Annotated in this window: 19 protein-coding genes; 7 read left to right on the top strand and 12 right to left on the bottom strand. The window is 69.4% G+C overall.

Annotated features, from left to right (window positions below):
- Positions 1-182 precede the first annotated feature (182 nt).
- The 6 genes from NCCP_RS04210 to rpmB form a co-directional block, all read right to left on the bottom strand.
- Entirely contained in the window at positions 183-809 is a 627-nt protein-coding gene (locus tag NCCP_RS04210; RefSeq protein WP_149955993.1) for a copper resistance CopC family protein, read from the bottom strand.
- Between the two features lie 45 nt (positions 810-854).
- Positions 855-1508 carry a hypothetical protein gene (locus NCCP_RS04205; RefSeq protein WP_149955992.1) on the bottom strand — a complete coding sequence of 218 codons (654 nt, stop codon included), beginning with the start codon at positions 1506-1508 and terminating at the stop codon, positions 855-857.
- A 477-nt stretch (positions 1509-1985) separates the two neighbouring features.
- Positions 1986-2270, bottom strand: coding sequence for an HU family DNA-binding protein (locus NCCP_RS04200; RefSeq protein WP_149955991.1), 285 nt, complete (start codon positions 2268-2270; stop codon positions 1986-1988).
- Positions 2271-2651: 381 nt separating this feature from the next.
- On the bottom strand, positions 2652-2957 hold the full coding sequence (gene rpsN, locus NCCP_RS04195) for a 30S ribosomal protein S14 (RefSeq protein ID WP_149955990.1): 306 nt from the start codon (positions 2955-2957) through the stop codon (positions 2652-2654).
- 5 nt (positions 2958-2962) lie between these two features.
- Positions 2963-3130 carry a 50S ribosomal protein L33 gene (rpmG, locus tag NCCP_RS04190; RefSeq protein WP_149955989.1) on the bottom strand — a complete coding sequence of 56 codons (168 nt, stop codon included), beginning with the start codon at positions 3128-3130 and terminating at the stop codon, positions 2963-2965.
- Positions 3130-3366, bottom strand: a complete 237-nt coding sequence (gene rpmB, locus NCCP_RS04185) for a 50S ribosomal protein L28 (protein WP_149955988.1) — start codon at positions 3364-3366, stop codon at positions 3130-3132. The genes rpmG and rpmB overlap by 1 nt, the downstream gene beginning before the upstream one ends.
- A 551-nt stretch (positions 3367-3917) precedes the next feature.
- Between rpmB and NCCP_RS04180 the strand changes: the two genes are divergently transcribed.
- Positions 3918-5954, top strand: a complete 2037-nt coding sequence (locus tag NCCP_RS04180) for a zf-HC2 domain-containing protein (protein WP_149955987.1) — start codon at positions 3918-3920, stop codon at positions 5952-5954.
- 89 nt (positions 5955-6043) lie between these two features.
- On the opposite strand, the gene NCCP_RS04175 is transcribed toward NCCP_RS04180, so the two are convergent.
- The 5 genes from NCCP_RS04175 to NCCP_RS04155 all read right to left on the bottom strand — a co-directional run bounded on the left by NCCP_RS04175 (position 6044) and on the right by NCCP_RS04155 (position 10775).
- Entirely contained in the window at positions 6044-6520 is a 477-nt protein-coding gene (locus NCCP_RS04175; RefSeq protein ID WP_149955986.1) for a MarR family winged helix-turn-helix transcriptional regulator, read from the bottom strand.
- 88 nt (positions 6521-6608) lie between these two features.
- A complete protein-coding gene (locus tag NCCP_RS04170) occupies positions 6609-7406 on the bottom strand; it encodes an ABC transporter permease (protein ID WP_149955985.1) in 798 nt (265 codons plus the stop codon).
- A gap of 9 nt (positions 7407-7415) precedes the next feature.
- Complete coding sequence (locus NCCP_RS04165) at positions 7416-8369, bottom strand: ABC transporter permease (RefSeq protein ID WP_414727700.1); 954 nt, start codon at positions 8367-8369, stop codon at positions 7416-7418.
- On the bottom strand, positions 8366-9514 hold the full coding sequence (locus NCCP_RS04160) for an ABC transporter ATP-binding protein (protein ID WP_149955984.1): 1149 nt from the start codon (positions 9512-9514) through the stop codon (positions 8366-8368). The genes NCCP_RS04165 and NCCP_RS04160 overlap by 4 nt, the downstream gene beginning before the upstream one ends.
- A gap of 4 nt (positions 9515-9518) precedes the next feature.
- The gene (locus NCCP_RS04155; protein WP_149955983.1) at positions 9519-10775 is read right to left on the bottom strand and encodes a polyamine ABC transporter substrate-binding protein; all 1257 of its coding nucleotides are present in this window, start codon (positions 10773-10775) and stop codon (positions 9519-9521) included.
- Between the two features lie 297 nt (positions 10776-11072).
- Here NCCP_RS04155 and NCCP_RS04150 point away from each other — a divergent pair, with 297 nt between their 5' ends.
- The 3 genes from NCCP_RS04150 to NCCP_RS04140 all read left to right on the top strand — a co-directional run bounded on the left by NCCP_RS04150 (position 11073) and on the right by NCCP_RS04140 (position 13899).
- The gene (locus NCCP_RS04150; RefSeq protein ID WP_149955982.1) at positions 11073-11510 is read left to right on the top strand and encodes an Lrp/AsnC family transcriptional regulator; all 438 of its coding nucleotides are present in this window, start codon (positions 11073-11075) and stop codon (positions 11508-11510) included.
- Complete coding sequence (locus NCCP_RS04145; protein WP_149955981.1) at positions 11507-12898, top strand: aspartate aminotransferase family protein; 1392 nt, start codon at positions 11507-11509, stop codon at positions 12896-12898. Before NCCP_RS04150 ends, NCCP_RS04145 begins: the two co-directional genes overlap by 4 nt.
- A gap of 83 nt (positions 12899-12981) precedes the next feature.
- Positions 12982-13899, top strand: a complete 918-nt coding sequence (locus NCCP_RS04140; RefSeq protein ID WP_149955980.1) for a ketopantoate reductase family protein — start codon at positions 12982-12984, stop codon at positions 13897-13899.
- 110 nt (positions 13900-14009) lie between these two features.
- On the opposite strand, the gene NCCP_RS04135 is transcribed toward NCCP_RS04140, so the two are convergent.
- The gene (locus NCCP_RS04135) at positions 14010-14282 is read right to left on the bottom strand and encodes an FCD domain-containing protein (protein ID WP_225873669.1); all 273 of its coding nucleotides are present in this window, start codon (positions 14280-14282) and stop codon (positions 14010-14012) included.
- 128 nt (positions 14283-14410) lie between these two features.
- On the opposite strand from NCCP_RS04135, the gene cofD reads away from it, so the two are divergent.
- The 3 genes from cofD to cofC are packed head-to-tail and all read left to right on the top strand — an operon-like array spanning position 14411 to position 18908.
- On the top strand, positions 14411-15418 hold the full coding sequence (gene cofD / locus NCCP_RS04130) for a 2-phospho-L-lactate transferase (protein WP_149955978.1): 1008 nt from the start codon (positions 14411-14413) through the stop codon (positions 15416-15418).
- Between the two features lie 50 nt (positions 15419-15468).
- Positions 15469-18201, top strand: a complete 2733-nt coding sequence (locus NCCP_RS04125) for a bifunctional FO biosynthesis protein CofGH (protein ID WP_149955977.1) — start codon at positions 15469-15471, stop codon at positions 18199-18201.
- The gene (gene cofC, locus NCCP_RS04120; RefSeq protein WP_149955976.1) at positions 18192-18908 is read left to right on the top strand and encodes a 2-phospho-L-lactate guanylyltransferase; all 717 of its coding nucleotides are present in this window, start codon (positions 18192-18194) and stop codon (positions 18906-18908) included. Before NCCP_RS04125 ends, cofC begins: the two co-directional genes overlap by 10 nt.
- Position 18909 lies beyond the last annotated feature (1 nt).

Genomic DNA, 18909 nt, shown 5'->3' with positions numbered 1-18909 from the left:
CCGGTACCGGGCGGGGCCTATTGTGGCCCCCGCCTCATGCCCAGAGCCCGCCCTTCCCCCGCCAGGCCCCTGTACCGGCGAAGGCGGGCGGCGGGGTTGGGCGGCGGGGTTGGGCGGCGGGGTTGGGCACCTCGACGCCCTTTGGCTGGGCTCCAGGCGGACCCGTGCTTGGTGGACCGGTGCTATTTGGTTTGGCGGCGGACCTTGGCCAGGACGACCGCGCCTGCCGCGAGCACGGCGGCTGCGGCAATTCCCCAGACGGCTGCGGGAGGCAGCCCGCCGGGGGCGGCTGCCTCCACGATCGCATCCTCGGGCGACTCCGCGGTCGGCTGTGGCGTGCCGAGCGCGGCCGGGCTGGAGGACGGAGCGGACGCGGCGGCCGGGGACGCCGGGCTGGCGGAGGACCCTGGGATCTCGACGCTGAACTCCAGCGTCCCGTCCACGGGGTGTCCGTCGGAGGACACTACCCGCACGGTGAGTGTGTAGTCGCCGTCGGGCAGCGGGTCGCCAAAGTCCACGGTGAGCGTGTCGCCGGAGACACTGGGGTCTGCCCCGAACTGCTGACCCTGCGCGTCCTTGAGTTGCGCGACGGTGCCGAGCTTGTTCAGGTCCGCGGAATACCGCAGGGTGGCCTCGGTGGGCGAGGTGGCCAGTTCCGCCCCGTCCTCCGGCGTGGAATCCACCACGGAGTCGTGGGCGCTGGCTGCGGGAGCGCAGGCCAGGGCCGCGCCTCCAATTGCTGCTGCGGTAGCGAGGGTGGCGCCAAAACGCCGCCATCCCGGGCGGGCAGTGCTGTGCTGCGGGTTCATAAGGTTGTCCTTCCGCCCCTCGTGGGGGCCTGCTTCTGCTTCGGGCTAGGAGGCGGGGCAGGCGGGCGGGCCGCGGTGGCGTAACGCCAGCAGGGGGACGCCCAGGTCCGGCAGGCCCGGCACCTGGCAGGTTGCGGGCCGCGCGAGGCGCACGACGGCGGGGGCGGGCTTCCAGCGCAGGATCTCCACCGGGGTGGTCAGCAGCAGCGCCTCCGCGGTCGCCCGCATGGCGAGGCCGCCCTTGCGCAGGACCGCAATGGTCAGCAGGGCCGCGGCCAGGTGCGCCGCGAGCATCGGCGCTTCGAGGAGCGGGGCCTCGAGGAGCGGGGCCTCGAGAAGCGGAGCACCCTCCGGCGCCAGCGGGGCCGTTGCCGTGGCCGCGGTCCAGACGATGCTGGTTTCGGTGCCGTGGTGGGAGACCGTTTCGGTCAGCCGGCCGGCGGCGTGCCGGTGTGCGCCGATGCCGAAGACCAGGTGAAAGATGCCCTGGCTGAGCAGCACCCCGGCGGAGGTGCGCAGCAGGGAAAGTCCGCGCCCGGACAGGGCGGTGCAGATGGCGCCGGAGAGGGCCAGGGTCAGCGCGAGGACCGGCAGCGGCGGCAGGGAGCCGCCGACCATGCCGTGCGAGGCCGCAGCAAGGGAGGTGGCGGCAAGGGCGCCCAGCCAGCCACGCAGGATGCGCTGGCTGCGGTGCTCCACGGTTCGCTCCTTGCCTTTGCGGTCCGGGGCTTCGGACCCGGGCCGCCGGGCCCTCGGGTGGCGCGGCATCCGGAAGGCGGGGCCGCTGGATGATCCTACCAAAATTGGCCTCCCCCTCCCCACGGAAGGGAATGCCCCGGGCGGCGTCCGGCCAGGCGCCGGACCGCCCTGAAGGGGACTCGGCTGAAGGGAACCCCGCTGAAGGGGACCCGGCTGAAGGGAACCCGTCAGGGGGCAGGCGCAGAGCCCCTGCGGGGCCCGTCCTTCCCTGCCGGGAAACACGGGAACCCGTCCTCCCCCGCAGGGAAGGACGGGCCCGGAAACCTGCCGCATGCCGCGACGGTTGGGTGCTGCATTTCAGTGTTGCAGTTCAGTGTTGCAGTTCAGTGCTGCAATTCAACGCTGCAGACCGGTGCTGCAGCCCGGCAGCGCAGTCCAGTGCGGCGGCCCAGGGCCGCGGCGCCGAACCGCGAAAGCCTACTTGGCGGTGGCGGCGGCCTTCAGCTTGGAGCCGGCGGTCAGCTTCACGGAGTGGCCGGCCGGGATCTGGATGGTCTCGCCGGTCTGCGGGTTGCGGCCGGTGCGCGCTGCGCGGTCGGTGCGCTCCACGGACAGCCAGCCCGGGATGGACACCTTCTCGCCCTGGGAAACCTGCTCCACGAACACCTGGAACATTGCGTCCAAAAAGCCGTTTACCTCGACCTGGGACTTGCCAGTCTGCTGGGCAACGGCAGCAACGAGCTCACTACGGTTAATAGCCAATTCATGTCCTCCTGGACTATCTCTCCCCCCGGCCAAACGGCAGGCGGGGCGCCCCGCGGTTACGGAACTTCTGAGTAGGAAACTACCAGCCGCTAGGGACAGAAACGCGCGATTTTGGCGGAATTCGGCGGTTTTTTTGGGTTTTCGGAGCTATTTCACCACCTCTGGCGTCCCGCGAGGGCCGGGGAACCCGCCTGGAGTTACGGGGGTCACGTCCCCGTCCCCCGGGAACGGACCTCATTGAAATAGGTTTCGCCGGCGGCAACACGCCCCAACGCTGCCCGGGCAGATCCCCGGGCAGCGTCTGCACATCCGCGCTTAAAAGCCCGAAGGCCGCACCCCAAACGGGGTGCGGCCTTCGTTATCCGGAAGCCGGGTGGCTTACCAGGAGGACTTGGTGATGCCCGGCAGCTCGCCCTTGTGGGCCATGTCGCGGAAGCGGACACGGGAGATGCCGAACTTCTGGAGGGTACCGCGCGGACGGCCGTCGATGGCGTCGCGGTTGCGGACGCGCACCGGAGAGGCGTTGCGGGGCAGCTTCTGGAGGCCCAGGCGGGCAGCCTCGCGGGCCTCGTCGGTCGCGTTTTCGTCGACCAGGGTCTTCTTGAGCTCGGCACGCTTCGCGGCGTAGCGCTCGACAACGACCTTGCGCTGCTCGTTACGAGCGATCTTGGACTTCTTCGCCATAGTGCTTAGCGCTCCTCACGGAATTCGACGTGCTTGCGGATGACCGGGTCGTACTTCTTCAGGACCATGCGGTCCGGGTCGTTACGACGGTTCTTGCGGGTCACGTAGGTGAAACCGGTGCCGGCGGTGGACTTCAGCTTGATGATCGGACGTACGTCCTTGTCCTTTGCCATTAGAGCTTCACACCCTTCGCAAGCAGCTGGGCGACGACGACGTCAATGCCGCGCACGTCGATGGTCTTGATGCCACGGGCCGACAGGGTCAGCGTGACGTTGCGGCGCAGGGACGGAACCCAGTAGCGCTTCTTCTGAATGTTCGGGTCGAACCGACGCTTGTTACGACGGTGCGAGTGGGAGATGCTGTGCCCGAAGTTCGGGACTGCACCGGTCACCTGGCATACAGCTGCCATGATCACTCCTCCAGTAGTAGTAAATATTGGCGGTACTCGTCGCAGATGCAGCGCTGAGCTGCTTCTGCATCCGCGTTCAAGAGTCCCGCCACCAGTTGTGACACCGTTATTACTGCGACTTAACGAAGGGAACCAGGCTGGGTGAGAACCAACCGAAGCGCCTTTAGCACGCGAAAAGACGGTGAACCTCGCGCCCGGTTGAGCGTTTTTCCCCACTCGGTTGGACCGCGATATTCGGTTTTACGGGCAGCCACGCCCGCCACTCGGGCAGGCGTGACTTAACGCCCTACTATCCTAGGGCACCGCGGTACTTTAACCCAAACCGGCCCGCCGGGGGCTCGGGCCGGACCCCGACCCGCCTTGCGCCATCCCCGGGCGGACCAGTACCGCTGTGCCCCCTCCGGCCACATCCGTTAGACTATAACGGTTTAATAAAGACACGCGCTTACCGTTGCCGCGGACCCCGGCAGGGAATATAAGCGCGGCTTGCTGCGCAGAAGGAGCAAGCCGCCTGCCCCTGGCGGGCCCAGGGTGATTCGACCAGGAGACTGATGGACACTTCATCGACCAACGCATTCACAGGCCTCCCCGACGCGGACCTGGCGGCCGCCATCCGCGCCGGAGACAGCGCTGCGGGAGCCGGCGGGTCGGCAGCGGACGGCGGAGCCCCCGACGCCATCGCGGTCTTCTACGCCCGCCACTACGGTGCCGCCGTACGCATCGCCGAAGCCCGGCTGGGGAACCGTTCCCTCGCCGAAGACGTGGCCGTGGATGCCCTGGCCGACCTGCTGGAGTTGATCCGCCAGGGCAGCAGCTGCGGCGATGCCCCCCGGCCCTGGCTGGCCTGCCTGGCCAGCCGCAAGGCCTTCGCCGCCAACCGCCACGAGTCCCTGCCCCGGGCCGCCGGCGCTGCGGCGCTCTTCGAACAGGGCGACCGCGACGCGGACCCGGTCATGGAGCAGCGCGGGTCCGGGCTCCTTGCCGAAACCTTCAAGGCCCTGCCCGGGCACTGCCAGGACATCCTGTGGCTCCTTGAGGTGGAAAACGCCCCGGCTGCCGAGGCGGCCCACGGACTGGGCCTCGGCGTCGAGGCCGTGGTCGAGGCGGCCGCGGAGGCCCGCGAGGGGTTGCGGGCAGCCTACCTGGAGGCCCACGGCGCGGCGGCCGCGGGCGAATTCGCGGAGCAGTGCCACCGCCTGGGCGACCACTTGGACGGGGCGTTGGGCCCGCGTGCCATGCTCAAGTTCGAAGAGCACCTGGGAAACTGCACCCGATGCGACGCGGCGCTGGCGGTAATCGGGGACCTCGGCGCGGGCCTGCGCACGGTCGTGGCTCCGCTGTTCCTGGGTGCCGGGGCTGCGTCCCTGCTGCCGCTGATCGACGGTTCAGCACTGTTGGCCCAACGGGCGGATTCCGGACCGACCCGCCCCGGATTTGCCAGCCCCGAGGCGGCCGGCTCCGCGGCGGGCGTCTCTGCAGCGGGCCAAGCGGCGGAAGGTGCCGCCCCCGACCCGACTGCCGCGGTTGACCGTTCGCCCAGCGGAGCCGGGCCCACCGTCGTCGCCCTCTCCGACCTGGCCGCAACGGAGACGGCACCCCCCGGCGCCCTGTCCTTGAATGCGACGCCCATCAGTGCGGCACCCGTCAGCACCACCCCCTTCAGCGCCACCTCCGCCGCCGCTTCCGCGGACGCTGCGGAGCCCCGCGCGGCCGCAGTGGAGGGTCCCGGGAGCCCGGTGCCTGCCCAGCACTCTCCCGACCTCCCCACGCAATCCATCCCCGCCCTTCGAACCGATGCCGGCGGCACACCGCCCCGCGCCTCCCCCAGCCCCCGGATGACGCGCAAGGTCAGGATGCGGCGGCGCCTTCTTCCCTCGGCGGCGCTGGCCGGAGCCGCCGGTGTGCTGGTGGCGGGGGTCGCCTTTGCGGCAACCGGCACCCTCCCGTTGCCTTCCGGGGCCACCGACGCGGTTTCCGAGGTGATCCCGGTGCCCGCTGCGGAGGACCCGGCCCCGCAGCCAACACATCCGGCCGGCGGGGGGACGCCGTCGCCGGCCTCCGACCCGGCCGGAGCGCCTGCCTCGGAGACCCCGGACACCGAGGAACCGGACGGCGCGGGCGACGGAGCGGAGGCCGGAGAAGAGGCCGGAGCGGAGGCCCCTCCCGCGGAGGGCGCGAAGCAGTCCGCGCCCGATGGCGCCGCGCCGACGACCACCGCGCCTAAGGCGGGCAATCCCGTGGCGCCTTCCACGGAGCCGGCAAAGACCAACCAGCCGTCAGCCGACGTTTCGGTCAGCCTGCCCGATCCCACCCAACCCGCCCGCACCAGCAGTCCCCGTCCGGCGGACGATGGCTCCCGCGCGGGTCAGGACGGGGCCGATGGGGCGGACGGCTCCGGCGCGGTCCAGGACCTGCCGGCTCCCCTGCCAAAGGTCTCAACTCCCGCCCCGGCGCCGACCTCCACCGTGGAGGTTTCCCCACCCGATTCCGCGCAGTCCAACTTCTTCAGGAGCAGGACCCTGGCACCGCAGGACCTGTATTCCCCGCGGTACAGCGGCTTCCAGCTGGAGATCGGCGAAGCCCCGTAAGGTACCGGGTCCTGGTACCGGGTCCGGCACCAGGTGCCGGACCCGGCGCTGGGGCACGGCCCTGGGGCACGGGGCTTGGACACGGGGCTTCAGCCGCGGAGGATCCAGTGCTCCGGATCGATCTCGGCTGTGATCTTGCGCCCGATCCGGGCCAGGTCGTCGATGTCGCGCTCGGTGAGTCCGTCGAAGATGATGCGGCGCACGGATTCCACATGCTCGGGGGCCAGCCCGGCCAGCATGTCCATGCCCTCGTCCGTCAGGTGGGCCATGGTGACCCGGGCGTCCGCCCCGCTTTGGTACCGTTCCAGCCAGCCGCGACCCTCCAGCTTCTTCACCACGTGGCTCAACCGGGACAGGGACGAATTGGTGCGGGAGGCCAGTTCGCTCATCGGCAGCAGGCGCCCCTCGGTCTCGGAGAGCATGGCCAGGACGTTGTAGTCGAACAGCGTGATGCGGGCCTGCTTGTGCAGTTCGCTGTCCAGTCGGCTCGGCAGTCGGGTCGCCACGGCCAGCAGCGCCAGCCAGGCATCGCGTTCCAACGGGGAGAGCCAACGGGGTTCGGTCATGGGGACCATCTTTTCACAGGGCGGCCTTTTCGCAGGGCGGCACGGCCCGGCCCGGCGGACGGTGCCGGGCCGGGCCGTACCCCCGGACTCAGCGGGCCGCCAGTGCCTTGCGCTTGCGGTAGGAGATGACCTGGCCGGTGACGACGACGCACAGGGCCAGCAGGAACATGGACGAACCGATGACGTTCGCCTGGGCAGGGATGCCCCGCGTGGCGGCGACGTAAATGAACTTCGGGAAAGTGTCGAAGCTGCCGGAGTTGAAGTTGGTGATGATGAAGTCGTCGAAGCTCATCGCGAAGGAAAGCAGCGCGGCGGCAACAATGCCCGGCAGCAGCAGCGGCAGGGTGACCTTCCGAAAGGTGGCCAGGGGGGAGGCGTAGAGGTCGCTGGCGGCTTCCTCCAGCTTCGGATCCAGCCCGGCCACGCGGGCGCGGACCGTCACCACCACGAACGCCATGCAGAAAACGGTGTGGGCGATCACCACGGTGGCGAAGCCAAGGTTCCAGCCCAGGTTCAGGAACTGGGCCAGCAGCGAGGCTCCGAGCACCACTTCCGGAGTGGCCAGGGGCAGGATGATCAGCAGGTCCGCGGTATTCCGGAACCGGAACCGGTAGCGCACCAGCCCCAGCGCGATCGCCGTTCCCAGCACCGTGGCGGCCAGCGTGGCGGCCACACTGACCTGCAGGGAATTCACCAGCGACTGGCACACCTGTGGGGCCCCGCAGGGATCCAGCCAGTTCGCCAGCGTGAATCCGCGCCACACCAGGTTGGTGCGGCCGGCGTCGTTGAAGGAAAACGCGAAGATGTAGGCGATCGGCACCAGCAGGTACACGAAGGCGAGCCCGCCGAAGACGGGGATGATCCACCGCCCGATTCTCTGTCTCATGCCATGCCCCTAAAACAGGTTCCTGGCGCCGAAGCGCCGGATATAGGCCATCACCAGGACCAGGATGGCCACCATGAGGATGAAGCTCAGTGCCGCCGCCCCGGGGTAGTCCACCACGCGGAAGAAGCGGGAGTCGATCACCTGGCCGATCATGGTGGTGTCCCGGTTGTTGCCCAGCAGCGCGGCGTTGACGTAGTCGCCCGATGCCGGAATGAAGGTCAGCAGCGTTCCGGCAAACACCCCGGGCATGGACAGCGGCAGCGTCACCTGCCGGAAGGTTCGCATCGGGCTGGCATACAGGTCCCCGGACGCCTCCAGCAGCCGGGTGTCCAGGCGCTCCAGGCTCGCATAGATGGGCAGGGTCATGAAGGGCAGGAAGTTGTAGGTCAGGCCGCAGACGACGGCGAAGGCGGTCGCGGTGAGCCGGCCGTCCTCGGGCAGGACCGCGAGGGCCCGCAGCACCCCGACCACGGGCCCCTCGTCGGCCAGGATCTGCTTCCACGCCTGGGTGCGCAGGATGAAGCTGGAGAAGAACGGAGCGATCAGCAGGACCAGGAGAATCCCCTGGAGCAGCCGGTGGGCGCGAAGGCGCACCGCCACCAGGTAGGCCATCGGGTAGCCGATCAGCAGCGCGGCCAGGGTGGCGGCCAGGGCGAACGCGAAGGAGCGCACCAGCACGTCCCAGTACTCCCGCAGCACCACCGCATAGTTGGAGAACTGAAGCGCCGGCTCGAACTGCCCGATCTCCGCGCCGGGCGCCTTGGTGTAGAGGGACATGGCCAGCAGGACCACCACCGGCGCGGCGAAGAACAGCAGCAGGAACGTGAATCCCGGCAGGACCAGGAGCTGCCCAATCCGTCCGCGCTTCTTGTCCGCGGCGGCTTCCTCCGGATTGGGCCCGCCCTCCGGCGCGCGTCCGCGGCCGGCGTCGTGCCGTCCCCGCAGGCCGGGGGCCGCGGTCACGGACGGACCCCGCCCGCGCCGGTGTCCTCGCCGCCGGCCAGCCCGAACGAGTAGTCCGGCTCCCACAGCAGGCGGACCTTCTCCCCCGGCGAAGCCGGGTCCTGGCCCAGGTTCTGTGAAAAGGTGCCCATGAGCCCGACGCCGGGGATGTCCACCAGGTACTCGGTGCTCACCCCCGTGAAGGACGCGTCCACGACCGTGCCGGCGAGTTGGTTGGCGGTGGCGGTGAACGGGGCATCCATCCGCTGGATGCGCACCTTTTCGGGACGCACCCCGACCACGACGGATCCGTGGTGCTCAGTGGCCCGTGCCTTGGGCAGGACCACCCGGGTGCCCGCGACATCAACCCCCAGGCCCTGCCCCAGGTCCTCGGCGACGCGACCCCTCATCAGGTTCGACCTGCCCAGGAAGTTGGCCACGAACGCGGTCCGGGGCAGCTCGTAGAGCTGCCGGGGAGGTCCCATCTGCTCCACCCTGCCCTGGTTCATGACCGCAACGGTGTCCGCCATCGTCATGGCTTCCTCCTGGTCGTGGGTCACGTGGATGAAGGTGAGGCCGACCTCGGTCTGGATGGCCTTGAGCTCCACCTGCATCTGCCGGCGCAGCTTCATGTCCAGGGCCCCGAGCGGTTCGTCCAGCAGCAGCACCGCCGGCCGGTTGACCAGCGCGCGGGCGAGGGCGACGCGCTGTTGCTGGCCGCCGGAAAGCTGGGCCGGCTTGCGCGCCCCCAGGTGTTCCAGCTCGACCATGGCCAGCGCGGCCTTCGCCTGGGCCCGGGCGTCGCGCACGCGGCGCTGCTTCAGTCCGAAGGCCACGTTGTCGAGGACCGACATGTGCGGAAACAGCGCGTAGGACTGGAAGACCGTGTTCACCTGGCGGCGGTACGGGGGCAGGGCCGTGACGTCGCGGCCACCGATGCCGATGGTCCCGGACGTCGGCTGCTCCAGGCCGGCGACCATGCGCAGGGTCGTGGTTTTGCCGCAGCCCGAGGGGCCCAGCAGCGCGAAGAACGATCCCGCCGGAACGGTCAGGGACAGGTCGTCGACGGCGGTGAAGTCCGCAAAGCGCTTGGTAACGCCGGCCAGGACCAGGCCATGGCCTTCCGCGGTACCGTTCCGGACCGCCTCCTCTGCCTGGAGCGCCATCGGATCAGGCTCCGATCGCCTGCTGGAAGCGGGATCCGTAGTCCGTTTCCTCCTCGGCGGTCAGCGTGCGGAAGACCTTGGTGCGCGCCAGGTCCTCGGAGGAGGGGAAAATCAGCGGGTTGTCCACGAGCGAGGGGTCGATCTTTTCCATCGCCTCGCGGGCCCCGTCCACCGGGCAGATGTAGTTCACGTAGGCGGCCACGGCCGCAGCCACCTCCGGCTCGTAGTAGTAGTTCATCAGCTTCTCCGCGTTGGCCTTGCGCGGGGAGCCGATGGGAACCATCATGTTGTCGCTCCACAGGGTGCCCCCGGCCTCGGGGATGACGAACTCCCACTTGTCGCCGTTCTCAAAGTTCAGTTGCGTGATGTCCCCGGACCAGCACACGACGGCGAGCGCGTCGCCACTGACCAGGTCCTCTTTGTAGGAGTTGCCCTTGACCTGGCGGATCTGGCCGGAGGCAATCTGCTCCTCGAGGGTGGCCAGGGCGGCGTCGAAGTCGTCGGAGGTCCAGTTCCCGGAGATGTCCACGCCGTTCTGCATCATGATCAGCCCCACCGTGTCGCGCCACTCGTCGAGCACCTCGACGCGGCCCTTCAGTTCCGGCTTCCAAAGGTCCTCCACGCTCCGCAGCCCTCCGGGTACGGCCTCCTTGTTCCAGGCAATGCCGGCGAAGCCGGACTGCCAGGTCAGCGAGTGGCGGCGGCCCGGATCGAACCCGACGTCCCGAAGCGAGGGCAGCAGGTTCGCCAGGTTCGGGATGTTCGCGTGGTTGAGTTCCTGGGTGTATCCCTGCCGGATGATGCGGCCGGCCATCGGGTCAGTGAGGGTGATGATGTCCTGGCCAATGTCCTGCCCGGCGGAGAGCTGGGCCTGGATCTTGCCGTAGTAGCTGTCGTTGCCGTCGATGTCCTCGGCGTAGTTGGCCCGGATGCCGGTTTGCTTCTCGAACTCCACCAGGGTGGGGTAGGTGCCGGTCTTGTCGTCATAGTCCAGGTAGAGCGTCCAGTTGGCCCAGTTCACGGCCTTGTCCGTGTCGGAAATGTCCGCCGCCGGGCTCGGGGCCGCGGCACTTTGGCCCCCGCCGCCGGTGCCACCGGTGCCGCAGGCGGCCAGCAGCCCGGCCAGCCCCAGGCCCCCCGCCCCGCGCAGCAGGGCGCGCCGGGTCGGCTGGGCGGCGGCCTGCCGGGTCGCGGACTGCGCCCTCACGAGTGCGCGCAGCGCGGGGTCGTTGAGGCGGTCGGTGCGGGGCTGAGCTCTCATATGTGGTCTCCTCGGGGATGGCCACCTGCGCGCGGAATGGGTCCTGGCTCGCGGGCTGCTTGAACCTAACTGGTTTGGATCATGGCAGGTGATCCAATCCGCGGACAATAGTTTGAGTTGTAAAAATTTTGTTTCGTCGCGAAATCGGTTGCCCAGTGGTTCTTCCACAACTAATTCTTTAGAGCTAGGCTCGGTGGCTGACAGGGCGGAAGCCCTTCCGCCAGCTTCCAACGCTTCCCGAAAGGCCGGTGCCCGGTGGCCCCACCGCCCCATTCCCAACCCAGCAACGGAGCCGCCATGGATGCGACCAGCAAGGCCATCATCGAACAGCTCCAGGCCGATGGCCGGAGGTCGTACGCGGCCATCGGCAAGGCTGTCGGCCTCAGCGAGGCGGCGGTGCGCCAGCGGGTCCAGAAGCTGATCGACAGCAGGACCATGCAGGTTGTGGCGGTCACCGATCCCCTGCAGTTGGGCTTCCACCGGCAGGCCATGCTGGGAATCCGCACCACCGGGGACATGGTGGCCACGGCGGACCGGATCGCGGCCCTGCCGGAGGTGGACTACTGCGTGGTGACCGCCGGATCCTTCGACGTCCTGGCCGAGGTGGTCTGCGCCGACGACCAGGAACTGCTCCGCATCGTTAACGCCGTCCGCGAGATAGAGGGCGTGCGCGAGACCGAATCACTCCTATACCTCTCCCTCCGCAAACAGGAATACAACTGGGGTACCCGATGACAAGCACCAGCACCACTCCCCGCGGCACCGACCGCCAGCAGGCTGCCCGCGACCACCTCTGGATGCACATGGCCCGCCACTCCACCCTGACCGGCGGCGGCACGGTGCCGGTGATCACCCGGGGCGAGGGCCACATGATCTACGACGACGCCGGAAAGGGCTATATCGACGGGCTCTCCGGGCTCTTCGTGGTCCAGGTGGGCCACGGCCGCGCCGAACTTGCCGAGGCCGCGGCCAGGCAGGCGGAGAAGCTCCCCTTCATGCCGCTGTGGTCCTACGCGCACGAGCCGGCGATCGACCTGGCCGAGCGGCTGGCCCACTACGCCCCCGGGGACCTGAACCGGGTCTTCTTCACCACCGGGGGCGGTGAAGCCGTCGAGTCCGCCTGGAAACTGGCGAAGCAGTACTTCAAGCTCACCGGCAAGCCGGGCAAAACCAAGGTGATCTCCCGCGCGGTCGCCTACCACGGCACCCCTCAGGGCGCCCTGTCCATCACCTCGATCCCCGGGATGAAGACCCCGTTCGAGCCGCTGGTGCCGGGCACCTTCCGGGTTCCCAACACCAACTTCTACCGGGCGCCGCAGGAACACGCGGGAAACGAGAAGGAGTTCGGGCTCTGGGCTGCCGAGCGCATCCGGGAGGCGATCGAGTTCGAGGGGCCCGAGTCGGTCGCCGCGGTGTTCCTGGAACCGGTGCAGAACTCCGGCGGCTGCTTCCCGCCGCCGCCGGGGTACTTCCAGAGGGTCCGGGAAATCTGCGACGAGTACGACGTCCTGCTGGTCTCCGACGAGGTCATCTGCGCGTTCGGACGGATCGGCTCGATGTTCGCGTGCGATGACTTCGGCTACGTTCCGGACATCATCACCTGCGCCAAGGGCCTGACCAGCGGCTACTCGCCCCTCGGCGCGATGATCGCCTCCGACCGGCTGTTCGAGCCCTTCAGCCGCGGGGACACCACGTTCTACCACGGCTATACGTTCGGCGGCCACCCGGTGTCCGCCGCCGTCGCCATGGCCAACCTGGACATTTTCGAACGCGAGGGCCTGAACCGGCACGTCAAGGAGAACGCCCCGGCCTTCCGCTCCACGCTGGAGCGACTGCTGGACCTGCCGATCGTGGGCGATGTGCGCGGGGAGGGCTATTTTTACGGGATCGAACTGGTCAAGGACAAAGCCACCAAGGAGACGTTCACGGAGGAGGAGTCGGAGCACCTGCTGCGCGGGTACCTGTCCGGGGCGCTGTTCGACGCCGGGCTGTACTGCCGGGCGGACGACCGCGGCGACCCCGTGGTCCAACTGGCCCCGCCACTGACCATCGGCCAGAAGGAGTTCGACCAGATCGAGTCCATCCTCCGGTCGGTGCTCACGGAGGGACTGAACCACCTTTGAGGCCCCCGCCGGCGGGCTTCGGGCGGGCACCGCGCTGTCCGGATATATTGGGACCGGCCCGGACGGTTGGAGAGCGGGGAGTCGTGAAAATTCTGGTTGCAGGGGCAGGTGCCACGGGCGGGTACTTTGGGGCCCGCCTTAGCCAGGCCGGCCGGGATGTGACGTTTTTGGTCAGGTCCCGGCGGGCGGAGCAGCTGCGCGACGGATTGAAGCTGATCGGCCTCGGGGGGCAGGAAACGATCGCCGTCCGCACGGTGACGCCCGAGCACCTCACGGGCCCCTACGACCTGGTGATCATCGCGGTCAAAGCCGGGGCCCTGGCCCCGGTCCTTGAGCAGGTTGCTCCCGCGGCAGGGCCCGACACGTTGGTCCTGCCTTTCCTCAACGGAATGGCACACCTGCCCGAACTCAACCTCCGGTTCGGGGCCGAACGGGTGCTTGGCGGCCTGGTGCGGGTGGTCACCACCGTTACCGCTGCGGGAGCGATCCAGCAGCTCAAGCCGATGGCGGCCATGGATTTTGGCCCGCAGGACGGGGTGGCAACCGGAAGGCTGGAGTCGCTCCGGGAGGAGCTCGAGGTTCCGGGCTACGAGCTGGCCCTCAGGACGGACATCGTTGACGCGATGTGGAAGAAGTGGGCCTTCATCACCGCCGCCGGCGTGGTGACCTGCCTCATGCGCGGTTCCATCGGGGACATCATTGCCGCCGGTGGCCAACCCTTCATCGACCGGGTCATAGCCGAGACCGAGCGCGTGGCAACGGCAGCCGGCCATGAAGTCACGGCCGCGGAGCACGCCGGGACGGTGCGCATGCTCACCGAGCCGGGTTCTGTCTTCACCTCATCGCTCTATCGCGACGTGGCGGCCGGGCTGCCCCACGAGGGAGAGCACCTGCTGGGGCACTTCGCCGAAACCGCCGCCGGCCTGGGCCTTGAGGTGCCGTTGACCGGACTGGCCCTGCTGCAGCTGCGCACCCATGATCGGGCCATGGCCAGGGCATAGCCCAGGACATGGTCCTGGAGGCCAACAAGGGATTCCTGCTGGCCCTGCACCTGCACTGGGCCACCGGATTACCGGCGTCCCCGCCTTCCGGCAGGAGGCCCGGGGTCGCACTAGGTGCCGGGCATCCACCGCATGCAGCAGTCGAGGTTTTCGATGACGGTGCGCACCGCCGACTCGCCGTCCCCGGCCTCGATGGCATCGGCCAGGTCCTCGTGCCCGGCCGCCAGGCAGCCATCGAACCCCTTGTCCAGCCGCTGGGCCATCTTGGTTCCGTGGAACACGTCGCCGAAGCTGTCATAGAGCTCGTGCAACAACGGGTTCCCGGAGGCCGCGCCAGGGACGAGGAAGCCCGGAAAAAATACTATGCCAATGATTAACTTCAATGTAATGTGAGTCTCAGTTTCGGACGGTCCAGCCAGTGAAAATGCGCCTGCAGGCTCCTTGCCGAAGGCGGCCGGGGCAGCCTCAGGTCCCTACCGGAATCTACGGCACTATAGGAGGGCTCCGCGCAATGAAGAGGATCACGGTTTTAGCGGGCGGCATTGGAGGCGCGCGGTTCACTCGTGGTTTGTTGTCCCATCTGGCCGTCGGGTATCCGGCGGGGTCCTCGGTGGAGGTCACCGTGGTCGCGAACACCGGGGATGACATGTGGCTGAACGGGTTGAGGGTGTGCCCGGACCTGGACACGATCATGTATACCCTTGGCGGCAGCATCGAGGAGGAGCAGGGGTGGGGACGGGCGGGTGAAAGCCGCCGGGCTTCGGCCGAGATCGCCGCGTACGGGCGTGGCTGGGACTGGTTCACCTTGGGGGATTTGGATTTGGGCACCCACATCGTGCGCTCGGAACTGCTGCGGGAGGGTGCCACATTGAGCGAGGCGACGCAGTTTCTGTGCCGGCGCTGGCTGCCGGGGGTGCGCCTGTTGCCAATGAGCGATCAGCCGGTGGAGACCCACGTCCGCCTGGCCGGGGACGCGGACGAACACGCCGCGGGGGACCTGGTCCACTTCGAGGAGTGGTGGGTCAGGTACCGCGCGGGGGTTCCGGCTGCCGGGTTCGTGCAGGTGGGCCTGGAGGCGGCGACTGCGGCACCGGGGGTGGCCGAGGCCATCCTGGGGGCCGATGTTGTGCTCATCCCGCCGTCGAACCCCGTGGTGTCCGTGGGCACCATCCTGGCCGTGCCAGGGATTCGCGACGCGGTCCGGGCCACGACTGCCCCCGTCGTTGGCGTTTCGCCGATCATTGGCGGGTCCGCGGTGCGCGGCATGGCGGAGGCGTGCCTGGCGGCCATCGGGGTGGAGGCCGGCGCCGCCGCGGTGGGGCTGCATTACGGTGCCCGGAGCGCCGGCGGAGTGCTGGATGGCTGGCTGGTGGACACCGTGGACGCGGATGCGCTGGTCCCGCTGGCCGAGGCCGGGATCCGGGCGGCGGCCGTGCCCCTGTGGATGAGCGACGTGCCGCTGACCGCCGCCCTCGCGGCCGAGGCCCTTTCCCTGGCCGGACACCCGGTCCCCGCCTGAAGTTGATCCCGGAACGTCCTCGCACCCGCTGACCTGATTGGAGCACCACCTTGTCTGCCATCGAATCCTTCGTTCCCTCCGAGAGCGCCCTGCGCCGGGCCCTGCGCCGGGCCGAGGACGGCGTGACGCTCAATGCGGCCGAGGCCGAGACGCTGCTGCACGCGCGGGGCGGACACCTGGAGCGGCTGCTGGCAGCCGCGTCACGGGTTCGCGACGCGGGGCTGGAACAGGCCGGACGGCCCGGGATCATCACCTATTCGCGCAAGGTGTTCGTCCCGGTGACGCACCTGTGCCGGGACCGCTGCCACTACTGCACGTTCACCCAGACCCCGGGGCAGTTGAAGAAGGCGGGCAAGGGGTTGTTCCTGTCCCCGGACGAGATCCTGGAGATCGCCCGCGCCGGTGCGGCCGTCGGGTGCAAGGAGGCGCTGTTCACCCTCGGGGACCGCCCCGAGGACCGCTGGCCGGCGGCCCGGGAATGGCTGGATGCACACGGCTACGACTCGACCCTGGACTACGTGCGGGCGATGGCCGTGCGGGTGCTGGAGGAGACCGGCCTGCTGCCGCACCTGAATCCGGGGGTCATGACCTGGGAGGAAATCCAGCGCCTGAAGCCGGTGGCCCCCTCGATGGGGATGATGCTGGAGACCACCGCGACGCGGCTGTTTTCCGAGAAGGGAGGCCCGCACTTCGGGTCCCCGGACAAGGATCCGGCCGTGCGCCTGCGGGTTTTGGAGGACGCGGGCCGGTCCAACGTCCCGTTCACCACCGGGGTGCTGTTGGGCATCGGGGAAACGTATGCCGAACGCGTCGAGGCCCTCTTCGCGATCCGCGCCGCGGACCGGCGCCACGGACACATCCAGGAGGTGATTGTCCAGAATTTCCGGGCCAAGGACGCCACCGCCATGATGGGCTCCCCCGACCTGGCCACGGAGGAGTACGCGGCCGCGGTGGCCGTGGCGCGCCTGGTGCTGGGTCCCAAGGCCCGGGTGCAGGTCCCGCCGAACCTGACCGACGCGCACGAGCTGTCCCTGCTGGTGAGGGCGGGGATCGATGATTGGGGCGGGGTCAGTCCGCTGACCCCAGACCACGTGAACCCGGAGCGGCCCTGGCCGCACCTGGAGGACCTGGCCCGATTGACCGCCCAGGCCGGGTTCGTGCTGCGTGAGCGGCTGACCGCCCATCCGCGCTACGTCCTGGCCCAGGAACCCTGGATCGATCCGCGGGTGCTGCCGCACGTGCGCGCCCTGGCAGGTCCGGACGGGCTGGCCGTGGAGGGCCGGGTGCCGTCCGGGCTGCCTTGGCAGGAGCCGGACCCGGACTGGGCCGGAGCCGGGACCGGCAGGGTGGACCTGCACGCCGAGATCGACACGACCGGGCGCACGGGGGACCGGCGCTCGGACTTCGACGCCGTCTACGGGGACTGGGCCGAACTGGCCGAGCAGGTCGAACTGGCCGAGCAGGCCGCTCGGCGGGCCCCGGTCCCGGCCGGTGCCGGAAACCGGGACGTGCGCGCCGCGCTGTCCCGGGCCGAGGAGAATCCGGCCGGCCTGTCGGACGCGGACTACCTGGCCCTGCTCTGCGCGGACGGCCCGGAGCTGGAGGCCTTGGCCGACCTGGCCGACCTGGTCAGGGAAGATGCGGTGGGCCAGCAGGTGGGCTACGTGGTCAACCGCAACATCAACTTCACCAACGTCTGCTACACCGGCTGCCGGTTCTGCGCCTTCGCCCAGCGCCGCACCGACGCCGACGCCTACACCCTCTCCGTGGCCCAGGTGGGGGACCGGGTCGAGGAGGCCTGGGCGATCGGCGCGACCGAGATCTGCATGCAGGGCGGCATCCACCCGGATTTGCCCGGCACCGCCTACTTCGACCTCGCCCGCGAGGTCAAGAAGCGCCAGCCAGGGATCCACCTGCACGCCTTCAGCCCGATGGAAATCGTCAACGGCGCCGCGCGCACCGGCCTGTCCTACGCGGAGTTCCTCGCCGAAGCCAAGGCCGCGGGCCTGGACACCATTCCGGGCACGGCCGCGGAAATCCTCGACGACGAAGTGCGCTGGATCCTGACCAAGGGCAAGCTGCCGGCCGCGGACTGGATCGAGATCGTCAGCACCGCCCACCGGGCCGGCATCCGCTCCAGCGCGACCATGATGTACGGGCACGTGGACAACCCCACCCACTGGGTGGCGCACCTGCGCACCCTGGCCCGGATCCAGGACGAAACCGGCGGCTTCACCGAGTTCGTGCTGCTGCCCTTCATCCACACCAACGCCCCCGTCTACCTGGCTGGCATCGCCCGGCCGGGCCCCACGATGCAGGAAAACCGGGCCGTGCACGCCGTCGCCCGCCTGATGCTGCACGGGCGGATCAACCACATCCAAACCTCTTGGGTCAAGCTCGGCAACCACGGCACGTCCCTGATGCTTGCCGGTGGGGCCGACGACCTCGGCGGGACCCTCATGGAGGAAACCATCTCCCGCATGGCCGGGGCCGAGAACGGCTCCGAAAAAACCGTCGCCGAACTCGAGGACATGATCCGCGCCCTCGGACGCACTCCCTGGCAGCGCACCACCACCTACGGCACCCCCACCGCCGAACGCCTCGCCACCGCCCGCCAATACGCCCGCCTCGGCTACGGCGCCACCGGCAAATCCCTCAAGGTACTGCCCGAAGCCGCGGACGCCGGACGCGTGCCCACCGGGCCGCTCCCGGTCTCCCTCGGCATGCCCGGGTTCGAAAGGCCGGCCCCGCCCCGGACCGAGGGGGCACTCTCATGCCGCTAGAACGAGTGCCGGCCCTGCCCGCCCCCTGGACCATCGTGGTGCCCTTCAAGGGAGGCCCCGCGGCCAAAAGCCGGCTCAGCCAGGCATGCGGAGAAACCAAGGGGCTGCGCCCCGAAGGTCGCCACCAGCTGGCGTTGGCCTTCCTGCGTGACACCGTTACGGCCGTGCGGGCCGCCGACAACGCGGGCGACATCCTGATCGTCTCCTCCGACCCGGTCCTGATCACGGCCATCCCGGACGCCACCGTGCTGGCCGACCCGGGACGGGGACTGAACGCCGCCGTAACCGCCGGCATCGAGTGGGCACGGTCGCTGGCCCCGGACGGTCCGGTCGCCGCCCTGACCGGGGACCTTCCCTGCCTGCGGCCGCTCGACCTCTCTGCCGCCCTCGAGTTGGCCCGGGAGCATCCGCTGGGTGTGGTCCCCGACCGTCACGGCACCGGCACCACCCTGATCACCGCCCAACCCGGCGTGCCGGTCACGCCGCGGTTCGGTCCGCACTCGTGTGAGGCCCACACCCGGGCAGGCCATGCTGCATTGCCCGTCCTCGCAACCTCCACCCTGCGCCAGGACGTCGATACCATCGCCGACCTGGCTTGGGCCTTGCGCCGCGGCGTGGGCCAACACACCCGCGCCGCAGTGCCGCAGCCATCCTCCCGAGCCACGAGAGGCCGGCGGCTCTCGGTGCCAACCGCCGCGGCCGTCTGAC

Origin of the sequence: Zafaria cholistanensis, assembly GCF_008580665.1 — a bacterium.
Classification (GTDB): Bacteria; Actinomycetota; Actinomycetes; order Actinomycetales; family Micrococcaceae; genus Zafaria; species Zafaria cholistanensis.
This window is presented reverse-complemented; position numbering and strand designations above follow the sequence as displayed.